Genomic DNA, 15219 nt, shown 5'->3' with positions numbered 1-15219 from the left:
GGCTCCGGGTTCAGGCGCGCTGGCTGCCGACGCCGTCGGGCAGCGTGGGTTCGGACGGTGTTGCTGCGGGTGCCACGGGTGCTGCGGCCGCTGGTCGCCTGACTGCCGCATCGCGCAAGGCTTGGCGGCGCGATTTCCACCACGGCCGGATCTTTTCTTCCCACAACCCCGCGAGCCCCATCGGGAACGCCATGGTCACGCCGATGAAGAGGCCCGCCATCAGGAACAGCCACAGGTCCGGAAAGCTCTCCGAGAACAGCGTCTTGCCCGCATTCACCAGCAGCGCGCCATACACCGCGCCCACCAGGCTCATGCGCCCGCCCACCGCACAGAAGATCACCATCTCGATCGAAGGCACGATGCCCACGAAACTCGGCGACATGAAACCCACCTGCAGCGCGAACATCGCACCACCGATGCCCGAAAGCCCGGCCGCCAGGCAGAAGATGAAGACCTTGAAGTTCGACACGTCGTAGCCCGAGAAGCGCACACGGTCTTCCTTGTCGCGCATGGCCAGCAGCAGCGTGCCGAGCTTGCTGGTCTGCACCCAGCGGCACAGCACGATGCTCGCCACCAGCAGGCCGACGCAGACGTAATACAGCACGTACTTGGCGCCGTCTGTGCGCGTGTCCCAGCCCAGCATCGTCTTCAGGTCGGTCATGCCGTTCACGCCGCCCGTGTAGCCCTGCTGGCCGATGATGAGCACGGTGCAGATCAGCGCCACCGCCTGCGTGATGATCGCGAAGTACACCCCGCCCACGCGCCGCTTGAACATCGCGAAGCTCACGAGCCAGGCCAGCGCCATCGGTGCAAGAACCACCAGCGCGAGGCTCAGCGGCAGGCTCTTGAACGGCAGCCACAGCGCGGGAAGTTCGGTGATCTGGTTCCAGTCCATGAAGTCCGGAATGCCGGGCGTGGTCTGGATCTTGGTGGAAACGGGGTCGGAGGCTTCGAGCTTGAGGAACATCGCCATCGCATAGCCGCCGATGCCGAAGAAAACGCCCTGCCCCAGGCTCAGCACACCGCCGTAGCCCCACACCATGACGAGGCCCACGGCCACGAAGGCGTAGGTGAGGTACTTGCCCACGAGGTTGAGGCGGAAGATGTCGAGCGACAGCGGCAGCACCACCGCGAGCAGCAGCACCAGCAGCAACAGGCTGCCGAGCTGGTAGCGCTGGATCGAGGCCTTGATGAAATTCATCGGAACGTTCTCCAAAACAGGAATCGGGTTCAGCGGCGGACCTTGACTGCGAATAGGCCCTGCGGTCGCATCATCAGGATCAGCACGATCAGCGACAGCGTCAGCACCTTGGCCATCGAGCCGGTCATGAAGAACTCGGAAATCGACTGCGTCTGCGCGATGCCGAAGGCCGATACAACCGTGCCCAGCAGGCTGGCCGCACCACCGAAGGTGACGACCAGGAAGGCGTCGACGATGTAGAGCGAGCCCGAGGTCGGCCCGGTGGAGCCGATGGTGGTGAAGGCCGCGCCCGCCATGCCGGCAATGCCGCAGCCGATGGCGAAGGTGAGTCGGTCGGTCTTCTTCGTGTCGATGCCGGTGGCGTTGGCCATCGTGCGGTTGGCGACGGTGGCGCGCACCCTGAGGCCCCAGCGGCTCTTGTGCAGCGCGATCAGCACGCCGCCGGTGACCAGCGCGGTGAGGGCCAGCACGAACAGGCCGTTGATCGGAATGTCCAGGCCCTCGTGCGGCGTCCACGAGCCCATGAGCCATTCGGGCAGCGTCGGGCTCACTTCCTTCGGGCCGATGAAGGTGCGGAAGATCTGCTGCAGGCCCAGACTCACGCCCCAGGTGGCGAGCAGCGTGTCGAGCGGTCGCTTGTAGAGGTGTCGAATCAGCACCCACTCCACGAGCCAGCCGACGATGAAGGCGAAGACGAAGGCCAGCCCGATGGCGATCGGGAAGTAGTACGGCATGAACGCGGGCGCCAGGCTCTCGGTGACGCGCGCGGCCAGGTAGATCGAGTAGGCGCCGATGGTCATGAACTCGCCATGCGCCATGTTGATCACGCCCATCTGGCCGAAGATGATCGCCAGGCCCAGCCCCATCAGCAGCAGCACCGCGAAGAGGCTCAGCCCCGCGAAGCCCTGCATGAGGCCGATGTTCATCATGTCCGACAGAGTCATGGCGGAGGTTCCGGAGTGTTGGAGTTACTCCCTCTCCCTCTCCCGCGTGCGGGAGAGGGTTGGGGTGAGGGTCGACTTACTGATAGCCCTTCGGAAACGGATCCGGCCTGATCAACTCAGCCGACTCCGCCACCACCTTGAACGTCCCATCCAGCTGCCCCTGCCCGATGCGCGCCTTGCTCCACAGGTGGTGGTTCGCATCCAGCTTCACGTAGCCTTCCGGCGCCGTCTTCAGCTCGATGCCCGGCGAGCCGGCCACGACCTTGTCCACATCGAAGCTGCCCGCCTTCTCCACCGCCGCCTTCCACAGCCACGGCCCCAGATACCCCGCCTGCGTCACGTCGCCGATCACCGCGTCCTTGCCGTACTTCGCCTTGAAGGCTTCCACGAACTTCTTGTTGTTCGCGTTGTCCAGCGACTGGAAGTACTTCATCGACGAGTAGAAGCCCGCGAAGTTCTCGCCGCCCACGCCAGTCATTTCGTCTTCCGTCACGGCCAGCGTCAGCAGGAACTGCTTGTCGCCGGTGATGCCCGCGGCCTTCAACTGCTTGTAGAAAGCCACGTTCGAGCCGCCCACCACCGCCGCGAAGATGCAGTCCGGCTTGGCCACCTTGATCTTGTTGATCAGCGAGTTGAAGTTGGTGTGGCCCAGCGGGTAGTACTCCTCGCCTTTGACCGAACCCTTCTGGAAATTCTCGATGTGCTTGCGCGCGATCTTCATCGAGGTGCGCGGCCAGATGTAGTCGGAGCCCACCAGGAAGAAGGTCTTGGCCTTCTTCTCCTTCGCGCCCCAGTCCAGGCCCCAGATGATCTGCTGCGTGGCTTCCTGGCCGGTGTAGATCACGTTCTTGCTCTGCTCCAGGCCTTCGTAGAAGGTCGGGTAGTACAGCAGGCCGTTCTCTTTCTCGAACACCGGCAGCACGGCCTTGCGCGAGGCGCTGGTCCAGCAGCCGAACACGGCGGCGCAGTGGTCGTTGACGAGCAGCTTCTTCGACTTCTCGGCAAACGTGGGCCAGTCGGAGGCGCCGTCTTCCTTGATGACCTTGATCTTGCGGCCGAGGATGCCGCCCATCGCGTTGATCTGGTCGATGGCGAGCTGCTCGGCCTGGATGGAGCCGGTCTCCGAAATGGCCATGGTGCCGGAGGACGAGTGTAGCTGGCCCACCGTCACCTCGGTGTCGGTCACGGCGAGCTTGGTGGTGTTCACCTTGGCCGTGGGGAACTGTCCCTGGCCGAAGCTGAGGCCGCTCAGGCCCAACACGGGCAACGCGGCGGCGCCCTGCAGCAGACGGCGGCGGCGCAATGCCAGGGCATCGAGAGAAAGATCGGAATCACGCGACATCAGGAAACTCCAGGCAGGTTGTTGGAAAGTAGGGCCGCGCACCATCGAAGTGCATCGGACGGTGCCCCGAGCACCATGGCTGGTACTTTAGAAATCACCTGCGTACTCGCGAATACGTCATTCAACGTAGCGGTGCGCAGGCGCCCTGCCTGCAGACTCGAAGGCACGACATTGGCGGCAATGCAACCGGGGAGCACTTCTTGCTGTGTCCGCCCTCATGCCACCGCCGCCGCGAGAACCCGCCATGCAATCCGTCTCCGGACAGAAGATCTTTCGCATCCGCCGCGACTACAACGCCTGGGTCGCGAACGAGACGCTGGAGGACTACGCGCTGCGCTACACGCCACGCAGCTTCCGCAAATGGTCGGAGTTCCGCGTGGCGAACGCGGCCTTCGGCGCCACCTCCTTTCTGGCGCTGGAGGCCATCGGCGGGGCCATCGCACTGAGCTACGGCTTCTCGAACGCGCTGTGGGCCATCCTGGTGGTGGGGCTCATCACCTTCCTCACCGGGCTGCCGATCTCCTACTACGCGGCGCGCCACGGCGTGGACATGGACCTGCTCACGCGCGGCGCGGGCTTCGGCTACCTGGGCTCCACCCTCACCTCGCTGATCTACGCGAGCTTCACCTTCATCTTCTTCGCGCTGGAGGCGGCCATCCTCGCGCTGGCGCTGCAGATGTACCTGGACTGGCCGCTGTGGCTGCTTTACATGGTGTCGTCGATCGTCATCATTCCGCTGGTGGCGCGCGGCATCACGCTCATATCGGGGCTGCAGCTGTGGACGCAGCCGATCTGGATCGTGCTGTTCGTCTGCCCCTTCGTCGCGGTGCTGGCGAAGAAGCCCGAGCTGTACGCCGACTTTACCGGCCTCGTGGGCCGCACCTCGGACAGCAGCGGCTTCGATCCGCTGATGTTCGGCGCGGCCGCCACGGTGGCCTTCTCGCTGGTGGTGCAGATCGGCGAACAGGTCGACTACCTGCGCTTCCTGCCCGAGAAGACCGCCGCCAACCGCGTGCGCTGGTGGACAGCGGTGCTCGTCTCCGGGCCGGGCTGGATCGTGCCGGGCATGCTGAAGATGATGGGCGGCGCGTTTCTCGCCTTCCTGGCGCTGCAGCACGAGATACCGGCCAATCATGCGATCGAGCCCACGCAGATGTACCTCACGGGCTTCTCGTACGTGCTGCGCGACCCGGCCTGGGTGCTGGGCATCACGGTGCTGTTCGTGGTGGTCTCGCAGATGAAGATCAACCTGACCAACGCCTACGCGGGCTCGCTCGCGTGGTCGAACTTCTTCGCGCGGCTCACGCACAGCCACCCGGGGCGCGTGGTATGGCTGGTGTTCAACGTGGTCATCGCCATCCTGCTGATGGCATTGGGCGTGTTCGCGGCGCTGGAGCACGTGCTGGGTTTCTACAGCAACATCGCCATCGCCTGGGTCGGCGCGCTGGTGGCCGACCTGGTCATCAACAAGCCGCTGGGGTGGAGCCCGAAGACCATCGAGTTCAAGCGCGCGCACCTGTACGACATCAACCCGGTCGGGCTGATGGCGATGCTGGTGGCCGCCGCGCTGGCGATGCTGGCCTACTCGGGCGTGCTCGGCCACTGGGCAAAAGCCTTCTCGCCCTTCATCGCGCTGGCGACGGCCATGGCCGTGTCGCCGCTGCTGGCCTGGCGCACGCGCGGACGCTACTACCTCGCACGCCATGACATCGACCGCTGGACGCCCGGTCAGAACGTGAAGTGCTCGGTGTGCGACAACAGCTTCGAGTCGGAAGACATGGCGCACTGCCCGGCCTACAGCGCACCGATCTGCTCGCTGTGCTGCACGCTCGAATCGCGCTGCCACGACCGCTGCAAGACCGACTCGCGCGCGGCCGAGCAGATGAGCGGCTGGCTGCAGGCGCTGCTGCCGCCGGCGCTGTCGGCGCGGCTCAACTTCCGCGTGGCGCATTACCTGCTGATTGCCACCTCGCTCATTGCATTGCTGGCCACCGTGGTCGGCGTGGTCTATGCGCAGGAGGCGCTGGCGGGCACGAGCGATTCGGTCATGGCCACGGCCTTCCTGAAAGTGTTCGCGCTGCTCTCGGTGGTGGCCGCGGTCGCCGCATGGTGGGTGGTGCTGGGCAGCGAGAGCCGGCAGATGGCGCAGGAAGAATCGATGCGCCACAACAACCTGCTCGCGCTCGAGATCGAGGCGCACCGCCGCACCGACGCCGCGCTGCAGACCGCCAAGGAAGCCGCCGAGGCAGCGAACCAGGCCAAGACGCGCTATGTGGCCGGCATGACGCACGAGTTGCGCACGCCGCTCAATAGCATCCTGGGCTACTCGCAGATCCTGCTCAAGGGCGACGCGGTCGCGCCCCCGCGCGAGGCGGTGCAGACCATTCATCGCAGCGGCGAGCACATGCTGGGCCTGATCGACGGGCTGCTCGACCTGGCGCGCATCGAGGCCGGCCGGCTGCAGCTCGAACCCGCGCCGCTCGCGCTGCCCGCCTTTCTCGACCAGCTCGTGCATATGGTGCGCCCGCAGGCCGAGAACAAGGGCCTGGCCTTCGTCTGCACGCATGCGGGGCAGTTGCCGCCGTGGGTACACGCCGATGCGAAATGGCTGCGGCAGATCCTCATCAACCTGCTGACCAATGCCGTGCGATTCACCGACAGCGGTACGGTCACGCTGCATGTGGATGCGCGGCGCGAGGTGCTGCGCTTCGACGTGGTCGACACCGGCATCGGCGTCGCGCCGCAGGACCACCAGCGCATCTTCCTGCCCTTCGAGCGCGGCGCAGCGGGCCGCCGCCGTGGCGAGCCGGGCACGGGACTGGGCCTCACCATCACCGGGCTGCTCACCTCGCTGATGGGCGGCGAGCTCAAGCTGGCGCAGACCTCGTCGCAGGGCAGCACCTTCAGCGTGCGCGTGTACCTGCGCGAGGTGGCCGACCCCGGCCCCCAGGCCAAGGCCGGCGCACTGCGGCAGCCCGTGTCGGGCTACATCGGCGCGCGCCGCACGCTGCTGGTGGTCGACGACCAGCCCGTGCAGCGCCAGATGCTGGCCGGCATGCTCGCACCGCTGGGCTTCGAGATACGCGAGGCCGCGAGCGGCACCGAATGTCTCGACAGCCTGCGCGAAGAATTGCCCTCGGCCATCCTGCTCGATCTGACGATGGACGACATGGACGGCTGGCAGACCGCCACCTCGGTGCGCGCCTCGGGCTTCGGGGACATCCCGATCATCATCGTCTCGGCCAACATGTTCGAGAACAAGAACGAGCGCCTGCAAGCGGCGGGCTGCCAGGCCTTTGTGGGCAAGCCGGTGATCGAGTCGGAGCTGATCGCCACGCTGGAGCGCCACCTCGGGCTCGAATGGCTGTCGACCGCCGATGCGCTCGCGCCTCTCGCGGGTGAAGCAGAAGAAGCGCCGCAGCGCCCCCGGCAACTCGCTCTTTCGGAAGACGACCGCGCCGAACTCATGCGCCTCGTGCAGATGGGCCACGTGCGCGGCCTGCACACGGCGCTCGACCGGCTGGCAGCCGCCTCGCCCGCCGCCGCAACGACCTGCACCTGGCTGCGCGGCATGGTCGTGCGCTTCGAACTCGACAACCTCCGCAACGCACTGGCCGAAGATGCAGACACCCTCGCCCCTTGAATCGTCATCCGAACGGCCCGTGGTGCTGGTGGTGGACGACGCGCCCAGCAGCCTCGGCATGCTGTGCGACACGCTGGAGGCCAGCGGCTACACCGTGCTGGTGGCGGTCGACGGCGAGGCCGCGCTGCAGCGGCTCGAACTCGTGGTGCCCGACGCGATCCTGCTCGACGGCCTGATGCCCGGTCTCTCGGGCTTCGAGACCTGCCGGCGCATCAAGTCCAACCCCGCGCTCGCGCACATCCCGGTGCTGTTCATGACGGGCCTGTCGGAAACCTCGCACGTGGTCGAGGGCTTCGAGTGCGGCGGCGTCGACTACGTGGTGAAGCCGATCCGCGCACAGGAGGTGCTGGCGCGGCTGCACACGCACGCGCGCAACGCCCGCATCACGCGCATGGCGCGCGACGCGGTCGATGTGGCCGGCATGGGCGTGGTGTTCGTCGACACGCGCGGACGCATCGCGTGGCGCTCGCCACAGGCCGCGCTGTGGCTGCACGCGCTCGAAGACCCGGTGGCGCCGGGCCTGCTGCCCGCGTCGCTGGAACCGGCGCTGGCACAGGGCGCGGCCATTGCCATCGGCACCGCCACGGGCATGCGGCTGTCGGTGCGCAACCTGGGCGCCGCGGCGCTCGGCGAGACGATGCTGCTGTTCGCCATCCAGCGTGAAGGCCCGGCGGCCCGGCTGGCCGATGCCGCCCTCACGCCGCGCGAGACCGAGGTGCTCTCCTGGCTCGCCAAGGGCAAGACCAACCGCGACATCGGCGACATCCTCGGCACCAGCCCGCGCACGGTGAACAAGCACCTGGAGCACATCTTCGAGAAGCTGGGGGTGGAGACGCGGGCGGCTGCAGCGGCGCTGGCGAGCGGTATGTAACCCCCATGGGGTAACCGCCCCAATGGCACGGGGCTATAGGTCGCGAATACTTTGGTTGCATTCAAAATGAGAACGCCACCGGAGTCAACAATGCTCTCAAGCCTCCTGCAGTTTCCTCCCCGCGAAAGTGCGTACAGGCGCAAGTTCCTGAACAACACGGACGAGAACCTCTTCATGGGCTCGTTCGAGAGCTTCGCGGCAGCCGAGGCCGGCGCGCCGCCCTCCAAAGCCGTGGGCTACGCCAATGCCGATGCGAGCGATCTCTACAGCCCGCAGATCTATTTCTACGACTATCCCGGCCTCTTCTGGCTGGGCCGCTCCATCGATGCGGGGCTGACGCGCGTGTTCGACCTCGGCGGACACGTTGGCATCAAGTACTACGCATTCCGGCGCGTGCTGACCTACCCCGCCACCCTGCAGTGGACCGTGTGCGACGTGCCCGGCGTGGTCGAGAGCGGCCGCGCGATGGCGGTGAAGCGGGAGGCCAGCGCGCAGCTCGGCTTCACCACCGACTACCGCGACGCGAGCGGCTGCGACGTGCTGTATGTCTCGGGCAGCCTGCAGTACCTGCCGACGCGCATGGACGCGATTCTTTCCGCGCTGGCCGTGAAGCCCACGCGCATCATCATGAACACCACGGCCGTGCACCCCGAGCGCACGATCTACACGCTCAACAGCATCGGCGTGGCCGTGTGCGCCTATCGCATCCAGCACCACGACGAACTCCTGGCCGATCTCGCACGTTCGGGCTACAGGAAGCGCGACGTGTGGCGCAACGAAGGCAAGCCGATCGAGGTGCCCTTCGTCGCCGGCGGCGACAAGCCGTACTACGCGGGCTGCTGCTTCGACCTCGTCGACTGACGCGCACCAACCGGCCGGGGAACTCCGGCCGGCAAATCCCTGCTGGTGACTTGGCGCCGCTTCGGGCATCGCGGCGGCGCAGTGCCGCGAAAAAAATCTTGACCGCCTCCAAAAAGATATTAAAGTGATATCACTTTTAACGGAGGCATCCATGCAAGAGAAGACCCGCAACACTCCACGGCCCGTGCGCAAGGAGCGCCCCTACCGGTCGATCAACGGATACGGCGTGTGCGCGGTGGTGCTGCTGCTGATCGCCGTCGGCGTGCTGGCGATAGTGCAACGCCTGATGCCTCTGCCGATGAGCATCCTGCTGATCGTGGTGGGCCTCGTGCTGATCCCCGGCCTCTACATGCTGCAGCCCAACGAGGGCATCATCCTCACGCTGTTCGGCGAGTACCAGGGCACCGACCGCACCGAAGGCCTGCGCTGGACCAACCCGCTGCAGAGCGGCCAGAAGATCTCGCTGCGCGCACGCAACCTCAACACGCCGCCGCTGAAGGTGAACGACAAGCGCGGCAACCCGGTGGAGATCGGCGCGGCGGTGGTGTGGAGGGTCTACGACACGGCGCAGGCCGTGTTCGAGATCGATGACTACAACAGGTTCGTCGCCATCCAGGCCGAAGCCGCGATCCGCCACCTCGCCACCCTCTACGCCTACGACAGCGGCGACGACCTGCACAGCGAAGAGACCACGCTGCGCGCCGGGCTCGACACGGTGGCCGACGCGCTCAAGGAGGAGCTGAACCAGCGCTTCGCCAGCGCGGGCGTCGAGGTGCTCGACGCCAAGCTCACCCACCTCGCGTACGCACCGGAGATCGCGCAGGTGATGCTGCGCCGCCAGCAGGCAGTAGCCATCGTCAGTGCGCGGCACCAGATCGTGGCGGGTGCGGTCGGCATGGTCGAAGCGGCGCTCAAGGGCCTGTCGGAGCGCAATCTCGTGGTGCTGGACGACGAACGCAAGGCCTCGATGGTGTCCAACCTGCTGGTGGTGCTGTGCTCGGACCGCGAGACGCAGCCCGTGGTGAACACCGGTACGCTGTACACCTGAAGCCCGCTCCCGACCCTCTCGATGGCCAGTCCCGGAAAAAAATCCTACCCCCTGCGCATCGACCCGGCCTTGTGGGCCGAGATCGAACGCCTGGCGGCGCAGGAGCTGCGAAGCGCGAACGCGCAGGTCGAGTTTTTGCTGCGCGAAGGCCTGGCCAGGCGCGGGCGCCTGCCGGCCACGGACGCCAACGCGACCGGCAAGCCTGCGCCGTCTCGGTGATAACCCCGAATCCGCTGAAGGCGGAATGACAGCCCCGGCTTCTACGATGGCAACGACAGGCGGCCTCCAGGCCACCGCCCTTTTCTTCCTTCCGGAGACATCGTGACGAAGCCCCTTCCTTCCCCCTTCCTCGCCCTTACCCGCCGCGCCGCCTTGCCACTGGTCGCGGCCCTCGCGCTCGCCGGCTGCGGCACCCTCGGCGGCGGCAACAAACCTGCGGGCGAAGACATCCACGTCATGACCTCGGGCGGCTTCACCGCCGCCTACAACGACCTGCGGCCCGAGTTCGAGCGCAGCAGCGGCCGCAGCGTGAAGACCGCCTATGGCGCCTCGATGGGCAACGCCGCCGACTCCATCCCCAGCCGCCTCGTGCGCAACGAGCCCGCCGACGTGGTGATCCTCGCGCGCCCCGCGCTCGATGCGCTGGTGGCGCAAGGCAGGGTGGTGGCGGGCAGCCAGGTCGACCTGGTGCGCTCGTCCATCGGCTTCGCGGTGCGCAAGGGCGCGCCCAAGCCCGACATCGGCACGGTCGACGCGCTCAAGCGCACGCTGCTCGCGGCACCGTCGATCGCCTACTCGGCGAGCGCGAGCGGCACCTACTACGAGACCGAGCTGCTCAAGAAGCTGGGCATCGAAGACCAGGTGAAGCCCAGGAGCAAGCGCATCCTGAGCGAGCGCGTCGGCACCGTGGTGGCGCGCGGCGATGCGGCGCTCGGCCTGCAGCAGGTGAGCGAGCTGCTGCCCATCGAGGGCATCGACTACATCGGCCCGCTGCCCGCCGAGGTGCAGCGCGTGACGGTGTTTTCCGCAGGCGTCGCCACTGCGTCGAAGCAGCCCGATGCGGCGCGGCAACTAATCCGCTATCTCAACTCGCCGGCCGCCGCGCCGACCATCGCGAAGACCGGGTTGGAGCCACTGGCCGCGCCGTAAACTGGCCGGCCTTCCCAGCTTTCATCGACGCTCCAACGCCATGACACAGCCGACCATCTCCCCCGCCCTCGTTTCCGCTTTCGCGCCCAGCGGCACGCTGCGCGCCTCGATCAACCTCGGCAACCCGATCCTCGCCAACAAGGACGTCGCCACGGGCGAGCCCGTCGGCGTGTCGATCGACGTTGCACGCGAGTTCGCGCGGCGGCTTGGCGTGGGCATCGAGCTGGTGGTGTTCGAGAAGGCCGCGGCCTCGGTGGACGCGGTGAAAAACGAGAAGGCCGACATCGGCTTCTTCGCGGTCGATCCGGCGCGCAGCGAAGGGCTGCGCTTCACGGCACCCTACGTGCTGATCGAAGGCAGCTACCTCGTGCCCGAATCGTCGGTGCTGACCGACAACGCGCAGGTCGATGCCGAAGGCCATCGCATCTCGGTCGGCGCGGGCAGCGCCTACGACCTGTTCCTCACGCGCGAGATCAAGGCCGCCGAGATCGTGCGCCTCCAGGGTGCAGGCCCTGCGCTCGCCGCGTTGCGTGCGGGCCAGGTCGAGGTGGCGGCGGGCATCCGCCAGCTGCTCGAAGGCGAAGCTGCCCGCATGCCGGGCGTGCGTGTGCTGCCGGGACGCTTCATGGTGATCCAGCAAGCCATGGGCACACCGGCCGGCCGTGGGGCCGAGGCGCAAGCGTTGCTCTCGTCCTTTGTCGAGGAGATGAAGGCCTCGGGGTTTGTGGCCGATGCGTTGAAACGCCATCGCATCGAGGGTGCGATCGTTGCGCCGTAATTAAGCGCTCTCGTTCGGGGCGTGTGCACAGGCCACCGGGTACTCCCCTCCGCGAATGTCCCCCGCTTCGCTCCTCCTTTATTTCGCTGCGGGGAGCACTCTGAACGATCACGCCGATGCGGGGGCCTTTTTCGCGAAATAAAGGAGGAGCGAAGCGGGGGACATTCGCGAAAAAGGTCACCGCGTCGGCGTGAGCGACGCACTGAACAAAGCAGCGCGAAATCAAAGCTTGTGTGCCTCCACAGGCCCTTGTGAGTAGAACAGGAAGTACCCCGTCTGCGTCCTGAAGCCGTTCTTCTGCCACCCAGGTGGCACCTTGAAGATGCCGAGCTGGTCGCTCGAGATGCCGACGAAGGACGTGTTCTCCGTGTCGGTCGTGATACGGCTCCAGCGCTCGCGCGTCACGGGCTGCATCTGCATCTTGGGTTCGCTCCATTCGGGTGTGCGCACCTTGTCGCGCATCACGTAGTGGTCGCCCTGCCGCTCGATCTTGACCAGTTCCTTGAGCGCGCCGTTCTGCTTTACGGCGTAGACGCCGACCAATTCGGCCTCAGGCCCGCCATTGCTTGCGCCGCAAGCGCCAAGCAACATGGCGCAAGCGCCCGTGGCCAGCCATTTCAATGCTGTGTTCATGATGATCCCGGTGTGATGATGAGGCGCGCACCGCCCTGCAGGCATGCCGGTCGGTGCGCGCCGGGGTTTCAAACAACGTTCAGCGCTTGAGGTTCTCGCGCAGCTTCAGGCCGCCCTGGAAGCGCAGCGCATGCGGGTACTCCTCCTTCTGCGCACCGGTGGCCACCGCCGCCATCTTCTGCTCGCTGAGTTGCGTCTTGGCCAGCAGCGTCGCCGGCAGGTTCAGCACGCCCTTGATCTGGTCGTACTGCGCCTGCGTGATACGCCCCACGCTCAGCAACCGGAACGCGTCGCGCTCGATGTTCAGCAGCAGCGGCTTGTTGCCGGCAAAGCTCTGCGCCTTGGCCAGCAACGCACTCCACGACTGCGCGCTGTAGTTGCTCACGTAGTAGTCCTGCCCGGTCGGCCCGGCCAGCACAGCCGTGCAGCCAGGCAGTTCCACCTGCGTGCTGTTGTTCGACATCACGAAGGTCTTGCGCTGGTCCATCGCGTCGCCGTACGCCAGCGTGACGGGGATGGTCCACGTCGAGGCCGGGTACACGTTCTGGTTGGGGAACGACTCCTGCGTGATGTTCACGTAGGTGCTGTTGCCCGCGCACTGCGCGTCCACCGTGAGCAGCGGAATACCGGTCTGGCGGATCAGGCTGTCGCCGATCTCGCTGACCTTCTTGTCGGTCGCCTTCTCCAGCGAGCTCCACAGGCGCGAAGGCGTGACGTTGCCGAACGCGTAGTCCTTCAGGTAGATCTGCAGGCCCTTCTGCATCGCTTCTTCGCCGATGTAGTTCTGGATGGTCTCCAGCACGTGGCTGCCCTTGTTGTAGACGAAGATCGACGGGCTGATGAAGCCGAACGAACCCGCATCGTTCAGGTTGCGCTGCACGGGCACCGCGGTGCTCTTCAGGTCGGCCACGATCACGTTGTGCTTGTCCAGCACGTAGTCGGAGAAGCTGTAGTACTCGGGGTGGAACTTGATCGTGGTGCGGCGTTCGAACCAGCGCGCAAACGATTCGTTGAGCCACACGTTGTCCCACCAGTCGAGCGTGACCAGGTCGCCGAACCACTGGTGCGCCACCTCGTGCGTGACCACCGTCACCGAGTACAGCGTGGGCTTGTCGCCCGGCTTGGTGAGCACCGCATCGGCAAACTCGAAGATCGAGCCCCAGTTCTCCATGCCGCCGAAGCCGGTGTTGGGCTTGTTGTCGTAGCTGTCGTTGGCCGCGACGGTGTCGAACTTCTTGAAAGGCAGCGGAATGCCGGTGTACTTGTAGTAATAGTCCATCGACACCTTGGTCCACTCCATAGCGAACTTCGCCCAGTCGGAGCGGCCCGGCGGCGTGAACCAGCGCAGCGGCATGTCGCTGCCATCGAGCGGGTTCTTGAAGTTGTCGGCCAGGATGTCGAACTTGCCGCCGCCGAAGAAGGCCAGGTACATCGGCATCGAGGGCGTCTTCTCGAAGGCCACGCGCTGGTAGCCGTCGGGCAGCTTCGTCGCCTCGGTCTGCGCGCCGTTCGACACCGTCTTCCAGTCGCCCGGCACCTCGGCCGAGATCTCGAAGGTGTGGCGGAAGGCCGGTTCGTCCCAGCCCGGGAACCACTGCCGCGCATAGTTGGTTTCGCCCTGCGTCACGATGGCGTCGCTGCTCACGCCTTCAGGTGTGGAAAGGCCCACCTTGAAGACGCCGGTGGCGGCCGAGCAGAACGGGTTGCGCGCCACTTCGGCGGGCGGGCAGTACTCGGCATCGGAGAACTGGATCTTGCCGTCCCACTCCATGTGCAGCAGGTACTTGCCCTTGGCGATCTGCCCGTCGTTCAGGCGCAGCTGCACGAAATCGCCGAGCGTCTGCGGCGTGGGAATCAACGGGATCGCCTCGCCCGGTTTCGACACCTTGCGCAGCGTGGTGCGGCCCTTGGCGAAGTTCAGGTTGTGCGCGGCGACGACGATGGCATCGACCGGCTTGAGCACCTCGATCTCCACGTCACCGCGGCCCACGAAGGTCTTGAGCGCCGCATCGGGGCGGAACCACAGCTTGTAGTTGCTGGGCCAGACGGTGTCGGGCAGTTCCATCGGCGTGGCCGAGCGGTCTACGGCCGCCACGGCGGGCACGCCATCGTCGGGGGCCTTCGCCGTGGGATCGGACGCCGGAGCGGAAGCGACCGGCTCCGACGGCGCACCGAGACCGACGCCTGCGCCACCGAGCGAACCGCCACCACTGTCCCCACCGCCGCCGCATGCCGTCAGCACGGCAAGGGTCACCGCCGTGATGGCAAGATGATTGAAGACGGGTGTACTGAATTTTTTCATGATCGCCTCTGGGTACTCTTGGTAAGAAGAAACATGCGCCGTCCCGCATGCACCGGCGGATAGCCGGCGATGCGCGTGACGCGCGCGGTGATGAGATGAACAACACCATGCCCTCCCGGCGAACGCTTGCGTTCGTCAGGACCGCACAGTCATGCAAGGGCACACCGCGCAGAAGGCGGTGGTCCCAGGATGCGGGGCGTAAGAGGTTCCATTCCCGTCGAGACGCGGGGTGGTGGGATGCGAACGCGGGCTTGTAGCGCGAAGGCTTGCGTTCAGTGCTCGGGTATCGACGCGGTGCGTTTGCGCGAAGTGCAAGCGGCACGGGCCATCTCGGCGATGGCAAGACTCTCTGCGGCTCTTGTCGTTGATTTCACGCGCATTCCCTCGTCCATTGGTGTGCGCTCAGTTTTATCTGATCGCACACGTCCGCTCAACGGATCGCGGAAC

The 15219-nt window shown here is 66.1% G+C and carries 12 protein-coding genes; 7 read left to right on the top strand and 5 right to left on the bottom strand.

What is annotated here, in order from left to right; all coding sequences use genetic code 11:
* Window positions 1-10: 10 nt before the first annotated feature.
* The 3 genes from urtC to urtA all read right to left on the bottom strand — a co-directional run bounded on the left by urtC (window position 11) and on the right by urtA (window position 3487).
* The gene (gene urtC, locus ASC92_RS26555) at window positions 11-1201 is read right to left on the bottom strand and encodes an urea ABC transporter permease subunit UrtC (RefSeq protein WP_056521968.1); all 1191 of its coding nucleotides are present in this window, start codon (window positions 1199-1201) and stop codon (window positions 11-13) included.
* 29 nt (window positions 1202-1230) lie between these two features.
* Entirely contained in the window at window positions 1231-2145 is a 915-nt protein-coding gene (gene urtB / locus ASC92_RS26550) for an urea ABC transporter permease subunit UrtB (protein ID WP_056521965.1), read from the bottom strand.
* Window positions 2146-2221: 76 nt separating this feature from the next.
* Window positions 2222-3487 (bottom strand): urea ABC transporter substrate-binding protein, encoded by a 1266-nt coding sequence (gene urtA, locus ASC92_RS26545; protein ID WP_056521962.1) that lies wholly within the window; start codon window positions 3485-3487, stop codon window positions 2222-2224.
* A gap of 244 nt (window positions 3488-3731) precedes the next feature.
* Between urtA and ASC92_RS26540 the strand changes: the two genes are divergently transcribed.
* From ASC92_RS26540 to ASC92_RS26510, 7 genes are all read left to right on the top strand, one after another.
* Window positions 3732-7130, top strand: a complete 3399-nt coding sequence (locus ASC92_RS26540) for an ATP-binding protein (protein ID WP_235506013.1) — start codon at window positions 3732-3734, stop codon at window positions 7128-7130.
* Window positions 7108-8001 (top strand): response regulator transcription factor, encoded by an 894-nt coding sequence (locus ASC92_RS26535; RefSeq protein WP_056521956.1) that lies wholly within the window; start codon window positions 7108-7110, stop codon window positions 7999-8001. Before ASC92_RS26540 ends, ASC92_RS26535 begins: the two co-directional genes overlap by 23 nt.
* A 90-nt stretch (window positions 8002-8091) precedes the next feature.
* Window positions 8092-8862 (top strand): TIGR04325 family methyltransferase, encoded by a 771-nt coding sequence (locus tag ASC92_RS26530; protein ID WP_056521953.1) that lies wholly within the window; start codon window positions 8092-8094, stop codon window positions 8860-8862.
* A gap of 151 nt (window positions 8863-9013) precedes the next feature.
* Window positions 9014-9910, top strand: a complete 897-nt coding sequence (locus ASC92_RS26525) for an SPFH domain-containing protein (RefSeq protein WP_056521950.1) — start codon at window positions 9014-9016, stop codon at window positions 9908-9910.
* A 21-nt stretch (window positions 9911-9931) separates the two neighbouring features.
* Window positions 9932-10129 carry a hypothetical protein gene (locus tag ASC92_RS26520; protein ID WP_056521946.1) on the top strand — a complete coding sequence of 66 codons (198 nt, stop codon included), beginning with the start codon at window positions 9932-9934 and terminating at the stop codon, window positions 10127-10129.
* A gap of 102 nt (window positions 10130-10231) precedes the next feature.
* Window positions 10232-11059, top strand: coding sequence for a substrate-binding domain-containing protein (locus ASC92_RS26515; RefSeq protein ID WP_056521943.1), 828 nt, complete (start codon window positions 10232-10234; stop codon window positions 11057-11059).
* A gap of 40 nt (window positions 11060-11099) precedes the next feature.
* Complete coding sequence (locus ASC92_RS26510; RefSeq protein ID WP_056521939.1) at window positions 11100-11837, top strand: ABC transporter substrate-binding protein; 738 nt, start codon at window positions 11100-11102, stop codon at window positions 11835-11837.
* A 222-nt stretch (window positions 11838-12059) separates the two neighbouring features.
* Here ASC92_RS26510 and ASC92_RS26505 read toward each other — a convergent pair whose 3' ends face one another.
* Window positions 12060-12470 (bottom strand): hypothetical protein, encoded by a 411-nt coding sequence (locus ASC92_RS26505; protein WP_056521935.1) that lies wholly within the window; start codon window positions 12468-12470, stop codon window positions 12060-12062.
* Between the two features lie 79 nt (window positions 12471-12549).
* Window positions 12550-14772: a M1 family metallopeptidase gene (locus ASC92_RS26500; protein WP_056521932.1), complete on the bottom strand. Its 2223-nt coding sequence runs from the start codon at window positions 14770-14772 to the stop codon at window positions 12550-12552.
* Window positions 14773-15219 lie beyond the last annotated feature (447 nt).

The organism is Variovorax sp. Root411 (assembly GCF_001425205.1).
Classification (GTDB): domain Bacteria; phylum Pseudomonadota; class Gammaproteobacteria; order Burkholderiales; family Burkholderiaceae_C; genus Variovorax.
Note: the sequence above shows the minus strand (reverse complement) of the source record. Positions and strands in the feature narration are given on the sequence as shown.

What these genes read in the sequence shown, in the direction of transcription:
- ASC92_RS26540 (WP_235506013.1), top strand. Translation starts at nt 3,732, where the DNA reads ATGCAATCCGTCTCCGGACAGAAGATCTTTCGCATCCGCCGCGACTAC.
- ASC92_RS26500 (WP_056521932.1), bottom strand. Translation starts at nt 14,772, where the DNA reads ATGAAAAAATTCAGTACACCCGTCTTCAATCATCTTGCCATCACGGCG.
- ASC92_RS26520 (WP_056521946.1), top strand. Translation starts at nt 9,932, where the DNA reads ATGGCCAGTCCCGGAAAAAAATCCTACCCCCTGCGCATCGACCCGGCC.
- ASC92_RS26535 (WP_056521956.1), top strand. Translation starts at nt 7,108, where the DNA reads ATGCAGACACCCTCGCCCCTTGAATCGTCATCCGAACGGCCCGTGGTG.
- ASC92_RS26525 (WP_056521950.1), top strand. Translation starts at nt 9,014, where the DNA reads ATGCAAGAGAAGACCCGCAACACTCCACGGCCCGTGCGCAAGGAGCGC.
- ASC92_RS26505 (WP_056521935.1), bottom strand. Translation starts at nt 12,470, where the DNA reads ATGAACACAGCATTGAAATGGCTGGCCACGGGCGCTTGCGCCATGTTG.
- urtA (WP_056521962.1), bottom strand. Translation starts at nt 3,487, where the DNA reads ATGTCGCGTGATTCCGATCTTTCTCTCGATGCCCTGGCATTGCGCCGC.
- urtB (WP_056521965.1), bottom strand. Translation starts at nt 2,145, where the DNA reads ATGACTCTGTCGGACATGATGAACATCGGCCTCATGCAGGGCTTCGCG.
- ASC92_RS26510 (WP_056521939.1), top strand. Translation starts at nt 11,100, where the DNA reads ATGACACAGCCGACCATCTCCCCCGCCCTCGTTTCCGCTTTCGCGCCC.
- urtC (WP_056521968.1), bottom strand. Translation starts at nt 1,201, where the DNA reads ATGAATTTCATCAAGGCCTCGATCCAGCGCTACCAGCTCGGCAGCCTG.
- ASC92_RS26530 (WP_056521953.1), top strand. Translation starts at nt 8,092, where the DNA reads ATGCTCTCAAGCCTCCTGCAGTTTCCTCCCCGCGAAAGTGCGTACAGG.